Source organism: Curtobacterium sp. AC268, from assembly GCF_979258745.1.
The window spans coordinates 1,138,228-1,154,600 of the sequence record NZ_OZ409878.1 but is presented as its reverse complement, the minus strand read 5'-3'; the positions used below and the strand labels follow the sequence as shown (position 1 = coordinate 1,154,600).

Here is a 16,373-nt window from a genome sequence, read left to right as displayed (position 1 = left end):
GGAGAACCTAGGCACGCTGTCGATGACCGGCCCATCGCGGACCTATGTGACGGCTAAGGGCGCATCAGCCGACGTCGCCGTACCGCTGGCGCAGGTGCTCCGCGTACCCGCCGGGGGTCCGGCCGGCGAAACGCCCGCTCGTCACCACCGGCAGGTCGACGGTGGCGTCCACCCGGAAGCCGAGCGCCCGCGCCCGGGCCACCAGCCGCGCGTCCTCGTGCTCGGGCACGGGGTCGAACCCGCCGAGGCTGACGTACGCCGCGGCGAGCACGCCGAGGTTCGCGCCGTGCACGTGGCCGAGGGCAGCACCGGGCGGGTGCGCCAGCGTCCAGCGGTCGAGCACCGCGGGCGCCAGGTCGTCCGGGTCCGGGACGACGGCGCCGACGAGCACCTGCGCGCCGGACGCCAGGGCGTCGCACTGCTGGACGAGCCACCGTTCGTGCACCCGGGAATCGGCGTCGGTGTGGGCGAGCCACCGGGCCGCCGGGTCGCCGTCGTGCGCACGGAGGGCGTGCGTCGCCCCGATGGTCCGTGCCCGACCGACCCCGACACGGTCCGTGGTCAGGACGTCGACCGGGTACCGCTCGACCACCGAAGCGGTGCCGTCCGTGCAACCGTCGAGCACCACCGTGACGGCGGCGTCGACTCCGGGTCGCTCCGTGGCGAGCCGATCGAGGGCCACCAGGAGCGCATCGAGGCACGCGGCGATCCGGTCCGCCTCGTCGTGCGCGGGGACGACGACGTCGATGCGTGCACGTGATTCCGGTCGCGTCACCGGATGATCCCCTCGGCCCGGGCCACCGAGGTGACCGCCGGGCCGGGAAGGACACTCAGGACGAAGTCCTCCTCCACGTGCCGGAGCAGAGCGGGACGCGGCCACCGTTCGGTCAGCCGCGCATCCACCGCGTCACCGCTCGACACGGCCTCGTCGTCGGGGTGCCGCCAGTGGCAGGCCACGAGCACGCCGTCGTCATCGAGCGACCCGAGCACCCGGTCGATCGTCGCGTCGAGGTCGGCGGGCGACAGGTAGTACCCGACCTCGGACATCACCACCAGGTCCCAGCGCCCGTCCGGCCACTCCGCCGGCAGGGCCGCCTGCACGAACCGCGCGGTCGGGGCACGGCGGGCAGCACGCTCCAGCGGTGCCGCCGAGATGTCGGTGCCGAGCACGTCGTCCGCGCGTTCGGCGAGGGCGGCCGTCAGGACCCCGGTGGCACAGCCGAGCTCGAGCGCCGACCGGTAGCGCGGGCGGGGGAGCGCCGCCAGCGTCACGGCCCGCTTGCGCTGCTCGTACCAGGACCCGTCGAAGTCCCACCCCTCGGGCTTCCGGTCGTAGTGGGCGTCGAACGACTCGCGAGACCGCGACGGGGCGGGCCCCGGTGCGAAGAACCACTCCGTCGTCCGCAGGTGGTGGGCGGCGTGCCGGTCGTCGACGATCGCCTCGTCCCCCGCGGCGGGCGACAGGGGACGGGTCTGCGACGGGTAGGCGTCGAGGGCGGCACGCTTCCGGGCGACGAGGTCGTCGGGCAACGACAGGGCCCGGACGTCGTCCCACGGCGCGACGGAGCGGTCCGGGTCGTCCCAGTGCCAGGCCCAGACCGGGTACGCGAGCAGGTCGACGTCGGCGGCGCTCGCCGCGGCGGCCTCGGCGACCTCGCCGGCGATGCGGTGGTCGCGGTGCCCGTCCCCGCGCCACGGCGCGACGAGCAGCACGGGGCGGGCGGCGCCGGCGAGCACCGTGTCGAGGGTGTCGACGACACGGTCCCGGTGTTCGCGGGTCGCGCCGTCCGGGATCCCCACCGAGGTCGACGTCACGTCGGGGTGCAGGGTGCGCAGGGCCGCCGCGAACTCGTCGTCACGGGCGGCGGCGAGCGCCTCCGGGGTCGTCGTGGGGGAGTCCGGGTGGGAGCGCTCGCCGCGGGTGAGCAGCAGCACGTGCACGGGGACGCCGGCCGCTGCTGCGGCCGCGATCAGCCCACCGGCGCCGAGGGTCTCGTCGTCGGGGTGGGGTGCGACGACCACCACCGACCCGGTGCCGGCCAGGTCGATCGCCGGTGCGTCCAGGCCGTCGAGGAACCCCGTCCACGCCGCCGGGTCGGTGCCCGGCTCACGGTGGTCGAAGCTCACCACGCGACACCGCCCCGCTCGAGCACCATGCGGCCGATGCGGGCGAGGTCACGGGCGCTGTGGTCCTGCAGGACGTAGAGCTCGAGGTCGGCGACCCGCGCGGCGACTGCGGCGTCGGCGGTCAGCGGAGCCGGGCCGATCGTGGCGACCACCCGCTCACGCACGGCGTCGACCGATCGGCGCACCCGCGACCGGACGGTCTGGGCGAGCAACCGCCAGTCGGTGTCGTCAGGACCCGTGTCGGACCCGTCGATCCGGGCTGCGGCGTCGGCGAGGGCGTCCTCGGCGTCGGCGAGGTCGGCCACGGTGGCGCCGAGGGCGGCCTGCAGCAGCTCGGACTCCGGGTGCGCGGCCGCGGTGTCGCGGAGCACCCGGGCGAGCCCGACCGCACCGCCCCACCAGCAGGCCGCGACGCCGATGCCGCCCCAGGCGAAGCCGGGACGGCGGAGGTACCAACCGGGAGCGCCGACGGGTCGTGCCCGGACGCCGTCGAAGTCGACCGGTCCGCTCGGCACGTCCGGCATGCCGCGTGCGACCCAGGCGTCGTCGTGCACGGTGACGCCGGGCTGTCGCAGGTCCACGGCGACGAGGACCCGCTCGTCGCCCAGGTGCGCGGTGACCAGGGCGTGCGAGAGCGTCGAGGCGAGCGAGCACCACGGCTTCGTGCCGTGCAGCAGGACCGTGCCGTCGTGCTGGGGCGCGGCATCGAGCCGGAGGCCCGGCCCCTCGGCGGCGAAGACGCCCCAGGTCGAGTTCTCCGGCGCGTCGACCCCGGCCTGTGCCAGGATCCCGAGCGCGTCCAGGTGCGGTTCGACGGTGCGGGCGGTGGCGACGTCCGCCGCGGCGACCGCGGCGAGCGTGCCGAAGAACCCGCCGGCCGTCCCGGCGGACAGGGGTGGGGTGGTGGCGGCGACCGCTCGCGCGACCGCGAGGCGGTCCGTCGGTGTCGAGCCGGGCCTCCCGGTCGTCCGTTCGATCCGCGCGGTGTCCAGGTGCCGGGCCGACGGGGGCCAGGCTGCAGATCGCAACATGCTCCCAACGTACGGAGCGGCGGACGCGGACGTGGCCTCGATCCACAGAACGCACTGGGCCGTGCCACAGACGACTCATAGGAACTTCTCGATACTCGAAGACGTGACCATCTCCCAGCCCGCAGCAGCCCCGCGCCTCACGCGTGCCGACGGAACCCCGTTGCGCATCCTGGTCGTCGACGACGAAGCCAGCCTCACCGACCTGTTGTCCATGGCGCTCCGCTACGAGGGCTGGGACGTCAAGAGCGCGAACGGCGGCCAGGACGCCCTGACGACCGCGCGGGAGTTCAAGCCCGACGCCATGGTGCTCGACGTGATGATGCCGGACCTCGACGGGCTGCAGGTGCTCAGCCGGCTGCGGCAGAACAACGACGACACCCCCGTGCTGTTCCTCACCGCGAAGGACTCCGTCGAGGACCGCGTGACCGGACTCACCGCGGGCGGTGACGACTACGTCACCAAGCCGTTCTCCCTCGAGGAGGTCGTGGCGCGTCTGCGCGGGCTCATCCGCCGCTCGCAGATCTCGATCTCCGAGGCTGGCGACTCCCGCATCGTCGTCGGCGACCTGGTGCTCGACGAGGAGTCGTACGAGGTCTCCCGTGCCGGCCGGCCCGTCGAGCTGACCGCCACCGAGTTCGAGCTGCTCCGGTTCCTGATGCGCAACCCGCGCCGCGTGCTCTCGAAGGCGCAGATCCTGGACCGCGTGTGGTCGTACGACTTCGGCGGCAAGTCGTCGGTCGTCGAGATCTACATCTCCTACCTGCGCAAGAAGATCGACGCCGGTGAGACCCCGATGATCCACACGGTGCGCGGCGTCGGGTACGTCATCAAGCCGACCTCGTGACCCTGCGGCGCCGGCTCGTCCTGAGCATCGTCGCCCTCGTCGTCGCCGTCAGCGCGGTGATCGGGGCGGCCAGCATCATCGCGCTCGCCTCGATCCAGACCAGCGCGATCGACAAGCAGATCACGAGCGCCACGCACCGGGCGCAGCGGTACCTGCAGCAGAACCAGTCGGGGCAGCCGAGCATCGACCTGTCCCGACCGTCCGGGCAGGCCGCCGGAACCCTGACCGCGTACTTCGTCGACGGGCAGGTCGTCATCGCGAACGTGCTCGACGACTACGGCCGCCCGAGCGGGGTCCCGCAGACGAGCGCCGAGGCACTGGGGTCCGTCCGTGTGGACGCCGACCCGGAGACGATCGACCTCGGCTCGGACGTCGGGCGCTACCGCCTCGCCGCCGTCAACGTCGGCCCGGCCGTCCTGGTCGTGGGGCTCCCGATGGCCCCCGTCTACGACAGCGTCTGGAAGCTCTTCGGGGTCGTCCTCGCCGTCGTGGCGACCGCACTGGTCGCCGGGTCGGTCGTCGCCGCGTTCGTGGTCCGGCAGTCGCTCCGACCGCTCGAGCGCGTCGCGGAGACCGCGTCCACCGTCGCGCGCATGCCGCTCGACCGCAGCGACGCCCTCGACGGTGTCCGCGTGCCCGACACCGACCCCCGAACCGAGGTCGGCCGGGTCGGCAGCGCGTTCAACCGCATGCTCGGGCACATCGGCAGTGCGATGCAGGCCCGGGAACGCTCGGAGCAGAAGGTGCGGCAGTTCGTCGCCGACGCCTCGCACGAGCTCCGGACCCCGCTCGCCTCGGTCCGCGGGTACGCCGAGCTCACCCGGCGCATGGGCGGCGACCTGCCGAAGGACGTCGTCTACGCGATGAGCCGCATCGAGTCCGAGTCCATCCGGATGACCTCGATGGTGGAGGACCTGCTGCTCCTCGCCCGTCTCGACGAAGGCCGCGAGATCCAGTTCGCCGAGGTCGACCTGACCGGCCTGGTGCTCGACGCGGTGAACGACGCACACGCCGCCTCGCCGGAACACCCCATCGAGGTCGACGTCCCGCCGGAGCCGGTGACCATCACGGGCGACGCCGCACGACTGCACCAGGTCATCGTGAACCTCGTCACCAACGCCCGGACCCACACGCCCGAGGGCACCCGCATCACGGTGGGCCTCGCGCCGGTCGACGGCGGAGTCGACCTGACCGTGCGCGACACCGGCCAGGGGATCGACCCGGAGTTCCTGCCGAAGCTGTTCGAGCGCTTCGCCCGGGCCGACAGCTCGCGGTCCCGCACGGTCGGGTCGACCGGCCTGGGGCTCGCCATCGTGGACGCGGTCGTGCAGGCGCACGGCGGCCGGGTCGAGGTCACGAGCGAGCCGGGGGACACCGTGTTCACGGTGCACCTGCCGCGCGACCCGGCTGCGGCTGCCGCCGCTGCAGGGGCCGTCGCGTCGTCGTCGGCTGACACTGCCGGGTCCGCGGACTGGTCCGCGACACCCGCTGCGGTGGACGGCGCCCACTGACGGTCGGGAGGCGCGGGGCGGGGCCGCCCCGCGCCTCCAGACCGGTGTTTGGTGACGCCCACGGCGTCTGGTACAGTTCTCGAAGCCAAAGACCGCCGGATGTCATGCTGCTCGCAACGTGTTTGTGAACATCGTGACCGAAGGTCCTCACTCGTGAGGCATCCCGCGCAGGTGTTCCGAACCACTCCCACCATCTGGTGAGAGCAGCTCCGAGCCTCTGCGCCGGAGCTTTTTTCGTTCGTGGACCTGGGGCTGCCGGCAAGACCCCCAAGGAGAACCATGGCGAACAAGGAAGCTGCGGTCGCCGAGCTCACGGAGTCCTTCCGTAGCTCGAACGCCGTTCTGCTCACCGAGTACCGCGGTCTCACGGTCGCGCAGCTCAAGGAGCTCCGCAACTCGATCCGTGAGCACGCCACGTACGCCGTGGTGAAGAACACGCTGACCAAGATCGCGGCGAACAACGCCGGCATCTCGTCGTTCGACGACGAGCTCGCCGGTCCGTCCGCTCTCGCCTTCGTCCACGGTGACACCGTCGCCGTCGCGAAGTCGCTGCGTGCATTCGCCAAGGCGAACCCCGAGCTCGTGGTGAAGGGCGGTTACTTCGACGGTAACCCGCTCACCGCGACCGAGGTGGACAAGCTCGCCGACCTCGAGTCCCGTGAAGTGCTGCTCGGCAAGCTCGCCGGCGCACTCAAGGCCTCGCTGTTCGGTGCTGCGTACCTGTTCCAGGCACCCCTCTCGCAGGCCGTCCGCACCGTGGACGCCCTTCGCGAGAAGCAGGAGTCCGCGGCCTGATCAGGCTCGCGTTCATCAACCACACGTACTAGCTAGTAGTAGGAGAAAATCATGGCGAAGCTTTCGCAGGACGAGCTCATCGAGGCCTTCAAGGAGCTCACGCTCATCGAGCTCTCGGACTTCGTGAAGAAGTTCGAAGAGGTCTTCGAGGTCACCGCGGCCGCCCCGGTCGCCGCTGCCGCCCCCGCCGGCGCAGCTGCTCCGGCCGAGGCCGCTGAGGAGAAGACCGAGTTCGACGTCATCCTCAAGTCCGCTGGTGACAAGAAGATCCAGGTCATCAAGGAGGTCCGTGGCCTGACGTCGCTCGGCCTCGGTGAGGCCAAGGCGCTCGTCGAGACCGCCGACGCCAAGATCCTCGAGGGTGCGAACAAGGAGACCGCCGACAAGGCGAAGGCGACCCTCGAGGCCGCTGGCGCCACGATCGAGCTCGCGTAGTCTCGACCGTTCCGGTCACGAAGGCCGCTGCCCCTCGGGGCGGCGGCCTTCGTCGTGTGCGGGGGGCGGCGAAGTTTCGCGCTGACCGACACTTCACGCGCGCTCCGGTCCGTGAAGTGTCCGTCAGCGCGTGAGGTCGTACCGCTCAGATGAAGATGCCGTGCGAGCGGAAGAGCGCACGGAGGCGGTCGGGCTCGACGAGGTGCCACCACGTCACACGGATGACGGCCCTGACTGCGGGGAGCGCGCGGAGCCGGTCCTCACGACGCTTCTCGGCCCAGAGGACGTCCGCGGGATCGCGCCCCTGCAGCATCGACGGGTCGACGTACTTCTGCCGGCCGTCGAACTCGACGACGACGCCGAGTGACGGGAACCAGAAGTCGACGCGGTCGACCGTGCCGTCGCGGTGCCGGAACTCGACCTGCGGCTTGCACGACGGGAGCCCGACCTGCACGAACCGGATCGCGGCGAACGATTCGCCGACGGACTCGTGCCGGGCATCGAGCGCCGAGAGGACCATCTCGGCGTGCACCGAGCCGCGTGCAGGACGGACGGGCACCACGCCGCGGAGGTCGTCCAGCGTGAGCACCCCCTGGCGGATGCCGGCATCAACGGCCACGGCGGCGACGTGGGGCGACCCTGTGGTGATGAGCGCCGTCGCGGTGTCCAGGGGAGCCGTGACCGGTACGCCGTCGAACGCCGTGGCAGCGGTCCGCGGCATCCGGCCAGTCGGGTGTCGGATGAGACCCGCTCGGTGCTGGATGACCGAGACTGCCGGGTCGACCACGTGGACCCGATCCGGTGCGTCCCCGACCAGTGGCCAGCCGTGGATCAGCGCGGCGGTGACGTGGGAGAACACCGAGCCAGCACGCAGCCGTGGCGCGATGGCCCGCGCACGGGCGAGGTGCTGGCCGACAGCGCTCAGCGCGTCCCACTCCTCGGTCACGATGTACACGCCCGCGAGCAGGCGGACCAACGATCCCGAGGCGTGCCGACGTTGCAGGAGTCTCGCGTGGGTCGGGTCCCGTGCGGTGGCACGGAGCAGGTGCGGGCGGTGGGTGCTCTCGTTCATGCCGCGATGTTCGTCGACGGCGACCGCCGCCGGTGTCCGAACAGGGCATCTGTGGACGAGGCGGTCTCCACGTGGCCGCTGTGCACAAGGAACCGCGTCGCGAGTTCACGCGCTCAGCGACAGCTCACGGTTGACGGCGCGCGTGAGGTGTCGGTGAGCGCGTGAGGTCGGCGCGCGTGCGCGGCGGCGCGTCAGCGCAGGGTGCTGTGGCGGCGGCCGTAGGCCAGGTAGAGCAGGGCGCCGGCGACCATCCAGATGCCGAAGGCGATCCAGGTGGTGGCGCCGAGGAACACCGCGAGCAGCACGCAGCTCAGGGTGCCGAGGACCGGCACGACGGGGAACAGCGGCACCCGGTACGAGCGCTCCAGGTCGGGCTGCGAGCGGCGGAGCACGATGACGGACACGTTCACCAGGGCGAAGGCGACGAGGGTGCCGATGCTCGTCGCGTCGGCGAGCTCACCGAGGGGCACGAGCGCGGCGACGATGGTCACGGCGATGCCGATGATGAGCGTGTTCGCGATCGGGGTGCCGGTGCGACGGGAGACCCGCCCGAAGACCTTCGGTACCAGGCCGTCGCGAGACATCGTGAGCAGGATGCGGGTCTGGCCGTACAGGACGGTGAGGACGACGCTGGCGATGGCGACGACGGCGCCGATCGAGAACACGAGGGCGACGAGCGGCTGCCCCGTGACGTCGACCACGATGCGGACGAGTGACGCTTCGGACGACGAGAACGCCGTCCACGAGCGGGCCCCGACGGCGGCGATCGCGACGAGGATGTACAGCGCGGTGATGAGCGCGATCGAGCCGATGATCGCCCGGGGCAGGTCACGGCGGGGGTTCTTCGCCTCTTCACCGGCGGTCGAGGCGGCGTCGAAGCCGATGTAGGAGAAGAACAGCCGTGATGCGGCGGCGGTGACCCCGGCGGCGCCCATCGGGGCGAGCGGCTCGAAGTTCTGCGCCCGGAAGGCCGTGAACGCCACGATGACGAAGAAGACCAGCAGGGCGATCTTCACGATCACCATGACCGTGTTCACCCAGGCGCTCTCGCGGGCACCGGGCAGCAGCACGACGGTGGCGAGCAGGACCAGGACGGCCGCGGGCAGGTTGACCACGCCGCCGTCGACCGGGGGAGCGGCGAGCGCGGTGGGCAGGTGCAGGCCGAACACGCGGAGGGTCTCGTCGACGTACTCGCTGGCACCCACCGCGACCGCGGCCACCGAGACGGCGTACTCGAGCACGAGGCACCAGCCGCAGATCCAGGCGATGCCCTCGCCCATCGTGGCGTACGTGTACGAGTAGCTGGACCCCGAGGTCGGGACGGCGCCCGCCATCTCGGCGTAGGACAGCGCGGACAGCAGCGCGGCGATCCCCGCGACGACGAACGAGATCCAGACGGCGGGACCGGCGAGCGGGACCGCGGTGCCGAGGACGACCAGGATGCCGGTGCCGAGCGTGGCCCCGACGCTGATCATCGTCAGCTGCCAGACCCCGAGCGACCGACGGAGCGGTTCACCGTTCACACCACGGGACGCTTCGGCCTGCAGCTGCTCGATCGGCTTGCGGCGGGCGAGCTGCGCCCCCAGGGACGTGGGACGTGACGGCGCGGACGACATGGGACCTCGGTGGTGCGGGGACGGGGACGGCACATGCTCGCACGCCCCCTGAACGGGGTCAAATACTGCGGTGCTGTGGAGCGGGCGGTCGATGTCCGAGCGCGGGGCTACGGTGGCTCCATGAGCATGGGACACGGCGGGCGAGGCGGCGGTCCGCGCGGGGGTGGGCGCATCTCGAGCGGCGACTTCCGCGCGCAGAAGGCCGCCAACGCCGAGGCGCCGAGGATCCCGCACCTGGTCCGGCGCATCGCCGCGCTGTTCGAGCCGCACCGTCGGGCGATCATGCTCACGGTCGTCCTCGTGCTGGTCGGTGCGGCCATCTCGGTCGTGCCGCCACTGCTCACCCAGCAGGCGTTCGACCGCGGGCTGTTCCCGCCGTCGGGTCGCCCGGACGTCCCGGTGCTGATCGAGCTCGTGTCCGCGATGGTCCTGCTCTGGATCGCGAGCGCCGGGGTCGGCGTCTGGCAGACGTACCTGACCGCCACTGTCGGCAACAAGGTCATGGGTGCGATGCGGATGCGCCTGTTCGCGCACCTGCAGCGGATGGAACTCGCGTTCTTCACCCGCACCAAGACCGGCGTCATCCAGTCACGCCTGCAGAACGACGTCGGCGGTGTGGCGAGCGTGCTGAACAACACGATCTCGTCGGTGCTCGGCAACACCGTGACCGTGATCGCCGCCGTGGTCGCGATGCTCCTGCTGAGCTGGCAGATGACGCTGGTCGCCGTCGTCCTGCTGCCGCTGCTCGTGATCGCGCAGCGCCGCGTCGGCCAGGTCCGGGCCCGCATCGCCGCGCAGACGCAGGAGTCGCTGTCCGACATGACGGCCATCACGCAAGAGGCGCTGAGCGTCTCCGGCATCCTGCTCGCGAAGAGCTTCAACCAGCAGGCCAGCGAGACCCGCCGCTACGGGGACGAGAACCGCAACCAGATCACCCTGCAGGTCCGCCAGCAGATGTCCGGGCAGTGGTTCTTCGCGATCGTGCAGATATTCCTGTCGATCATCCCGGCGATCATCTACGTCGTCGCCGCGTACCTGATCATCGGCGACGTCCCGATCACGGCCGGGACGATCGTCGCGTTCACGACGGTGCAGTCCCGGCTGCTGTTCCCGACGGTCGGGCTGCTGCGCGTGGTCCTCGACCTGCAGACCTCCGGTGCGCTCTTCGCCCGCATCTTCGAGTACTTCGACCTCAAGCCGGCCATCACCGACTCGCCGACCGCCCGGCCCGTGGACGAGTCGAAGGTCGGCCACGTCGCCTTCGACGACGTCGTCTTCACCTACCCCGACGGCGAAGCCGACAAGCCGACCCTGCGCGGGGTGTCGTTCGAGCTGCGCCCCGGGCAGTTCGCGGCCTTCGTCGGTCCCTCCGGCGCGGGCAAGACGACGGTGTCCTACCTGGTGCCCCGGCTGTACGAGGCGACCGAAGGATCGGTACGGTTCGCCGGGCAGGACGTCCGCGACCTGGTGCACGAGGACCTGATGCGGCACGTCGGCATCGTCAGCCAGGAGACGTACCTGTTCCACGCCACGATCGGCGAGAACCTGCGGTACGCCAAGCCCGACGCCACCGACGACGAGCTCGAGCGTGCGGCCCGTGCGGCGAACATCCACGACACGATCGCTTCGTTCCCGGACGGCTACGACACCGTCGTGGGGGAGCGCGGCTACCGCCTGTCCGGTGGTGAGAAGCAGCGCATCGCCATCGCCCGGGTCATGCTGAAGGACCCGCCGGTGCTCGTCCTCGACGAGGCCACCAGCGCGCTCGACTCCATCTCGGAGCACGTCGTGCAGACGGCGCTCGACACGGCGGCGGCCGGCCGGACCACCATCTCCATCGCGCACCGGCTGTCGACGATCCGCGACGCCGACGTCATCTTCGTCCTCGACCACGGCCAGATCGTCGAGCAGGGCACGCACGACGAACTCCTCGCCCTCGACGGCACGTACGCCCAGCTGCACCGACAGCAGAACTCGTCGGCGGACGTCGTCCGCCCCTGACGGTCGCGACCGGTCGCCGGACGGGAGGCCCGTGGCGGCGTCCGCACGGGCCTCCCGTCCGGCGCGCAGCGCGACCAGGGCTCGCCGTCCGCCGCGGGATGCCGGGGCGCTGTCCGCACACGACACATCCCAGCGGGACGCGGGGACCGCGTCCTAGACTCGACGGCGTGCGTTACGCGAACTCCGTCGTCGACCTCGTCGGCGACACCCCGCTCGTCAAGCTCAACCGGGTGACCGAGGGGGTGCGGGCGACCATCCTCGTGAAGGTCGAGTACCTGAACCCCGGTGGGTCGTCGAAGGACCGCATCGCCACCCGGATCATCGACGCGGCCGAGGCCTCTGGCGATCTGCGCCCCGGCGGGACCATCGTCGAACCGACCTCCGGCAACACCGGCGTCGGTCTGGCCCTGGTCGCACAGCAGCGCGGCTACCGGTGCGTCTTCGTGCTGCCCGACAAGGTCGGCGAGGACAAGCGCAACGTGCTGACGGCGTACGGCGCCGAGATCGTCGTCACCCCGACCGCGGTCGCGCCGGAGCACCCCGAGTCCTACTACTCGGTGTCGGACCGGCTCGTGCAGGAGATCCCCGGCGCCTACAAGCCGAACCAGTACGCGAACCCGAACGGTCCCCGCAGCCACTACGAGACCACCGGTCCGGAGATCTGGCGCGACACCGAGGGGCAGATCACCCACTTCGTCGCGGGCGTCGGCACCGGCGGCACGATCTCCGGCACCGGACGGTACCTGAAGGAGGCGTCCGACGGCGGCGTCCGCATCGTCGGGGCCGACCCCGAGGGCTCCGTCTACTCCGGCGGCACCGGTCGCCCGTACCTGGTCGAGGGCGTCGGCGAGGACTTCTGGCCGAGCGCGTACGACGCCGGCGTGCCGGACGAGATCATCGCCGTGTCGGACGCCGACTCCTTCGCGATGACCCGGCGCCTGGCGCGTGAAGAAGGACTGCTCGTCGGCGGCTCGAGCGGCATGGCCGTCGTCGCGGCGCTCCGCGCCGCCCGTGACCTGACCGAGGACGACGTCGTCGTCGTGCTGCTGCCGGACGGCGGCCGCGGCTACCTCGGCAAGATCTTCAACGACCGGTGGATGCGCTCCTACGGCTTCGCCGAGACCGACGACGAGCGCACCGTCGGGTCGCTCATCGCCGGCAAGGACGGCCGCCTGCCCGACCTGGTGCACGCACACCCGGCGGACACCGTGCGCGACGTCGTCGACATCATGACCAAGTACGGCGTCTCGCAGATGCCCGTGCTCAGCGCAGAGCCGCCCGTCGTCATCGGCGAGGTCGTCGGCGCCGTCGAGGAGAAGGCGCTGCTCGAGCAGGTCTTCACCGGCACCGCGAAGATGTCGGACGCGCTCACCGGCTTCGTCGGCGACCCGCTGCCGCTCATCGGCGTCGGCGAGTCGGTCTCCGCGGCGCGGCGTGCGCTCGAGTCGGCCGACGCGCTCCTCGTCGTCGAGGACGGCAAGCCCGTCACCGTGCTGACCCGGCACGACCTCCTCACCTACCTCTCCGAGTAAGGAACCACCGAGCATGACCGAGTTCAGCACCCGAGCCGTCCACGCCGGCCAGGAGCCCGACGAGACCACCGGCGCCGTCATCCCGCCGATCCACCTGACGTCGACGTACGTGCAGGACGGCGTCGGCGGCATGCGCAACGGCTACGAGTACTCGCGCGCCGGCAACCCGACGCGCGACTCGCTGCAGGTGCTCCTCGCCGACCTCGACGGTGGCGTCGCGGCGTCGTCGTTCGCGTCCGGGCTCGCCGCCGAGGACGCTCTGCTCCGCGCGGCGCTGGTCCCCGGTGGCCGTGTCGTGATGGGCAACGACGTGTACGGCGGCACCCACCGGCTGGTGAGTCGGCTGCACGTTCCGTGGGGTGTCGAGCTCGTCGTCGTCGACATGAGCGACCTCGACCAGGTCCGCGCGGCACTGCAGGGGGCACCGGCCACCACGGTGCTGTGGGTCGAGACGCCGACGAACCCGCTCATGAAGATCGCCGACATCGCCGCGCTCGCGACCCTCGGGCACGAGTCGGGCGCCCTGGTGGTCGTCGACAACACGTTCGCGTCGCCGTACCTGCAGCAGCCGCTGTCGCTCGGCGCCGACGTCGTCGTGTACTCGACGACGAAGTACCTCGGCGGACACTCCGACGTCGTCGGCGGAGCCGTCGTGCTCGCGGACGAGGAGCTCGCGGCGAAGGTGCAGTTCCTGCAGTTCGGCGCGGGCGCGATCTCGTCGCCGTTCGACGCCTACCTGACCACCCGTGGCATCAAGACGCTCGCGGTGCGGATGGAGCGGCACTCGCGGAATGCGCAGGCCGTCGCCGAGGCGCTCGTCGGCGCGCCCGGCGTCGAGCGCGTCTACTACCCGGGCCTGCCCGACCACCCGGGGCACGACGTCGCCGCCCGCCAGATGCGCGGGTTCGGCGGGATGCTCTCGGTCGCGCTCTCCGGTGGTGCCGAGGCCGCGAAGCGGTTCGCGGAGTCGACGGAGCTGTTCGCCCTGGCCGAGTCGCTCGGTGGCGTGGAGTCGCTCATCGGGTACCCGAGCGAGATGACCCACGCGTCGGTGAAGGGCACCGAGCTGGCCGTGCCCGAGAACGTCGTGCGGCTGTCGGTCGGCATCGAGGACGCCGGCGACCTGGTGGCGGACCTGGAGCAGGCGCTGACGAGCTGACGCGTGGCCCGGTGACGCTGCCACACCGTCACCCCTCGCCCCTACGATGTCGTAGGTGAGCACAACGGCGTCGCGGACCAGCCTGCTGAGCGGGCCGTACGCCCTCGCGACGATCGGCATGGTCGCGATCGTCGGCGTCGCGGCGTTCCAGAACCTGGCGATGACGACGATCATGCCGGTGATCAGCCGCGACCTCGACGGCGAGACCCTGTACGCGCTCGCCTTCGCCGCCCCGCTCGCCGCCGGGGTGCCGGGGATGGTGCTCGCTGGCAACTGGACCGATCGCGCCGGTGGCCGGATCGTGGCGTGGGTGTCGGCGGCGTTCTTCGCGGTGGGGACCGCCGTGGTCATGCTCGCGCCGACCATGGAGGTGTTCCTGGCCGGTCGACTCATCGAGGGGTTCGGCGCCGGGGCCATCGACGTGGTGCTCTACGTGCTGGTCGCCCGGATCTTCCCCGCCGAGCTGCACGGACCGGTGTTCGCCGGGTTCGCCGCCGCCTGGGTCGTGCCGGCGTTGATCGGCCCCGCCCTGGCCGGCATCGTCACCGACACCTGGAACTGGCACTGGGTGTTCGCCGGGGCGCTGGCGATCGCGCTGGTCGCCTTCGCCCTGCTCGTGCCGACCCTCGGCCGGGTGCACGCCCCGGCCGCGTCGCTCCGCCCGCCGTGGCAGCGGGTCCGGATCGGCTGGTCGGTGGCCGCTGCCGTGTCGATCCTGCTGCTCAACGTCGCGCCCGACCTGACCCCGTGGGGCATGGTCGCGGCGGTGCTCGTCGGGCTGGTGGGCACCTGGTTCGCCCTGCGGCCGCTGCTGCCGACCGGCACGTTCCGGGCCGCGGCCGGGCTGCCGTCGGTCGTGCTGCTGCGCGGGCTCGTCGCCGCGTCGTTCTTCGGGAGCGAGGCGTACGTGCCGTTCCTGCTGCAGGCCGAACACGGGTTGTCGCCGTCGGCTGCGGGGCTGGCCCTGACGGTGGCGGCGCTCAGCTGGGCCGCTTCGAGCTGGGCGCACGGTCGTCTGGGGGAGCAGCGGCTCACCGCCCGTCGCACCTTCGGGGTCGGGCTCACGCTGGTGCTCGTCAGCCTGGTGACCGCGCTCGCGGTCGCGACGTTCGACCTGTCGTGGTGGGTGCTGGTCGCCGGCTGGTTCGTCGGCGGTGCGGGCATGGGTGCGATCTACCCGCGCGCCTCGATGCTGACCCTGCGGTTCTCCGGCGAGGGCGACGACGGCTTCGCGAGTTCGGCCCTGACGATCGCGGACGCCGCCGGCAGCGTGATCGGTCTCGCGGTGACCGGTCTGCTCTTCACCGCGACCGGTGGTGCCGACGGCACGGTGTCGTTCCCCCTGGTCTTCGCGGCGATGATCGGTTTCGCTGCTCTGGCGATCGCGGCCGTCCGACGGCTCGGCCCCGTGCCGGCGCCGGCGACGACGGCCCCGGCAGGCCCGGGCGGATCCGTCCCGTCGCGGACTCCGTCGTCGCACGGCCCGGCCGCCGGGTAGCGTGGCAGACCGGACCGAAGAGGAGACCACCGTGCTGCGCATCGTCGCCGTGACCCTCGCCCTGGTGGCGGCCCTGACCCTGGCCGGGTGCCAGGGCACGACGTCGGCTGCCCCCACACCGGTGCAGAGCACCGACCTGACGAGCTCCGACGGCGGTTTCGACCAGCAGGCCGTGATCGGCGTCGTCCTGCTCCACGACGACGCGGCCCTCGCCGACCGGCTCCGCACCGACCTGGCCGACTCCGGGTTCCGACCCGACGTCCGAGTCGCTCCGGCATCGGGCGCGGCGGCGTCCCAGCGGACCGCGGTCGCCCAGCTCGTGCGCAAGGGCGCCAAGGCCCTGCTCGTCCACGCCGCCCGACCGTCCACGCTGACCGGTGTGATCCAGACCGCCCACGACGCCGGGGTCGTCGTGGTGTCCCTCGGCGATCCGCTGCCCGCGACCGGCACCGGGGGCGACGGGGTCTCCGCCGACTACCGCGTGCCGTCGGAGGGCGACGACGCCGACACCGCGGCGACGGCGGTCGAGGTCGTGCAGTCCCTGCAGCGCGGCGAGAAGCCGGAGACCGACCCGTCGGACGGCGACACGACCGACGCCGAGTAGGCACGAGCAGCACGAGCAGCACGAGCACGAGCAGCACGAGCACGAACAGCCCGAGCACGAACAGCCCGAGCACGGCACCACGAGCACGGCAGCAGGCCAGCACCCACGCGATCACGCGCTCACACGATCACGCGATCGGAACGAACGA

14 protein-coding genes are annotated in these 16,373 nt (G+C 71.9%); 9 read left to right on the top strand and 5 right to left on the bottom strand.

Going from position 1 to position 16,373, the window contains the following annotated elements; translation table 11 throughout:
• Positions 1 to 64 precede the first annotated feature (64 nt).
• The 3 genes from ACZZ9K_RS05310 to ACZZ9K_RS05300 are packed head-to-tail and all read right to left on the bottom strand — an operon-like array spanning position 65 to position 3,158.
• Positions 65 to 775: a glycosyltransferase family 2 protein gene (locus ACZZ9K_RS05310; protein WP_463443498.1), complete on the bottom strand. Its 711-nt coding sequence runs from the start codon at positions 773 to 775 to the stop codon at positions 65 to 67.
• Positions 772 to 2,127, bottom strand: a complete 1,356-nt coding sequence (locus tag ACZZ9K_RS05305; protein WP_463443497.1) for a PIG-L family deacetylase — start codon at positions 2,125 to 2,127, stop codon at positions 772 to 774. Before ACZZ9K_RS05305 ends, ACZZ9K_RS05310 begins: the two co-directional genes overlap by 4 nt.
• A complete protein-coding gene (locus ACZZ9K_RS05300) occupies positions 2,124 to 3,158 on the bottom strand; it encodes an acyl-CoA dehydrogenase (protein WP_463443496.1) in 1,035 nt (344 codons plus the stop codon). Before ACZZ9K_RS05300 ends, ACZZ9K_RS05305 begins: the two co-directional genes overlap by 4 nt.
• Before the next feature lie 103 nt (positions 3,159 to 3,261).
• On the opposite strand from ACZZ9K_RS05300, the gene ACZZ9K_RS05295 reads away from it, so the two are divergent.
• The 4 genes from ACZZ9K_RS05295 (at position 3,262) to rplL (ending at position 6,743) form a co-directional block, all read left to right on the top strand.
• Complete coding sequence (locus ACZZ9K_RS05295; RefSeq protein WP_138803839.1) at positions 3,262 to 4,002, top strand: response regulator transcription factor; 741 nt, start codon at positions 3,262 to 3,264, stop codon at positions 4,000 to 4,002.
• Positions 3,999 to 5,513 (top strand): sensor histidine kinase, encoded by a 1,515-nt coding sequence (locus tag ACZZ9K_RS05290; RefSeq protein WP_463443495.1) that lies wholly within the window; start codon positions 3,999 to 4,001, stop codon positions 5,511 to 5,513. Before ACZZ9K_RS05295 ends, ACZZ9K_RS05290 begins: the two co-directional genes overlap by 4 nt.
• A 279-nt stretch (positions 5,514 to 5,792) precedes the next feature.
• Positions 5,793 to 6,308, top strand: coding sequence for a 50S ribosomal protein L10 (rplJ, locus tag ACZZ9K_RS05285; protein WP_017888663.1), 516 nt, complete (start codon positions 5,793 to 5,795; stop codon positions 6,306 to 6,308).
• Between the two features lie 51 nt (positions 6,309 to 6,359).
• Complete coding sequence (gene rplL / locus ACZZ9K_RS05280; RefSeq protein WP_027466380.1) at positions 6,360 to 6,743, top strand: 50S ribosomal protein L7/L12; 384 nt, start codon at positions 6,360 to 6,362, stop codon at positions 6,741 to 6,743.
• 145 nt (positions 6,744 to 6,888) lie between these two features.
• Here the strand turns inward: rplL and ACZZ9K_RS05275 are convergent, their stop codons facing one another.
• Both ACZZ9K_RS05275 and ACZZ9K_RS05270 read right to left on the bottom strand, forming a co-directional pair.
• Complete coding sequence (locus ACZZ9K_RS05275; protein WP_463443494.1) at positions 6,889 to 7,815, bottom strand: hypothetical protein; 927 nt, start codon at positions 7,813 to 7,815, stop codon at positions 6,889 to 6,891.
• A gap of 191 nt (positions 7,816 to 8,006) precedes the next feature.
• Positions 8,007 to 9,431 (bottom strand): amino acid permease, encoded by a 1,425-nt coding sequence (locus tag ACZZ9K_RS05270; RefSeq protein ID WP_463443493.1) that lies wholly within the window; start codon positions 9,429 to 9,431, stop codon positions 8,007 to 8,009.
• Positions 9,432 to 9,557: 126 nt separating this feature from the next.
• On the opposite strand from ACZZ9K_RS05270, the gene ACZZ9K_RS05265 reads away from it, so the two are divergent.
• The 5 genes from ACZZ9K_RS05265 (at position 9,558) to ACZZ9K_RS05245 (ending at position 16,225) form a co-directional block, all read left to right on the top strand.
• Positions 9,558 to 11,432: an ABC transporter ATP-binding protein gene (locus ACZZ9K_RS05265; protein ID WP_214560276.1), complete on the top strand. Its 1,875-nt coding sequence runs from the start codon at positions 9,558 to 9,560 to the stop codon at positions 11,430 to 11,432.
• A 167-nt stretch (positions 11,433 to 11,599) separates the two neighbouring features.
• Positions 11,600 to 12,964 carry a cystathionine beta-synthase gene (locus ACZZ9K_RS05260; RefSeq protein ID WP_027466384.1) on the top strand — a complete coding sequence of 455 codons (1,365 nt, stop codon included), beginning with the start codon at positions 11,600 to 11,602 and terminating at the stop codon, positions 12,962 to 12,964.
• Between the two features lie 13 nt (positions 12,965 to 12,977).
• Entirely contained in the window at positions 12,978 to 14,123 is a 1,146-nt protein-coding gene (locus tag ACZZ9K_RS05255) for a cystathionine gamma-synthase (RefSeq protein ID WP_463443492.1), read from the top strand.
• A 55-nt stretch (positions 14,124 to 14,178) separates the two neighbouring features.
• Entirely contained in the window at positions 14,179 to 15,621 is a 1,443-nt protein-coding gene (locus ACZZ9K_RS05250; RefSeq protein WP_463443491.1) for an MFS transporter, read from the top strand.
• A gap of 1 nt (position 15,622) precedes the next feature.
• The gene (locus tag ACZZ9K_RS05245; RefSeq protein WP_463443490.1) at positions 15,623 to 16,225 is read left to right on the top strand and encodes a substrate-binding domain-containing protein; all 603 of its coding nucleotides are present in this window, start codon (positions 15,623 to 15,625) and stop codon (positions 16,223 to 16,225) included.
• Positions 16,226 to 16,373 lie beyond the last annotated feature (148 nt).

Bases quoted from the DNA above. Each gene is read 5' to 3' on its own strand.
- ACZZ9K_RS05300 (WP_463443496.1), bottom strand. From the start codon at position 3,158: ATGTTGCGATCTGCAGCCTGGCCCCCGTCGGCCCGGCACCTGGACACC.
- rplJ (WP_017888663.1), top strand. From the start codon at position 5,793: ATGGCGAACAAGGAAGCTGCGGTCGCCGAGCTCACGGAGTCCTTCCGT.
- rplL (WP_027466380.1), top strand. From the start codon at position 6,360: ATGGCGAAGCTTTCGCAGGACGAGCTCATCGAGGCCTTCAAGGAGCTC.
- ACZZ9K_RS05275 (WP_463443494.1), bottom strand. From the start codon at position 7,815: ATGAACGAGAGCACCCACCGCCCGCACCTGCTCCGTGCCACCGCACGG.
- ACZZ9K_RS05270 (WP_463443493.1), bottom strand. From the start codon at position 9,431: ATGTCGTCCGCGCCGTCACGTCCCACGTCCCTGGGGGCGCAGCTCGCC.
- ACZZ9K_RS05265 (WP_214560276.1), top strand. From the start codon at position 9,558: ATGGGACACGGCGGGCGAGGCGGCGGTCCGCGCGGGGGTGGGCGCATC.
- ACZZ9K_RS05255 (WP_463443492.1), top strand. From the start codon at position 12,978: ATGACCGAGTTCAGCACCCGAGCCGTCCACGCCGGCCAGGAGCCCGAC.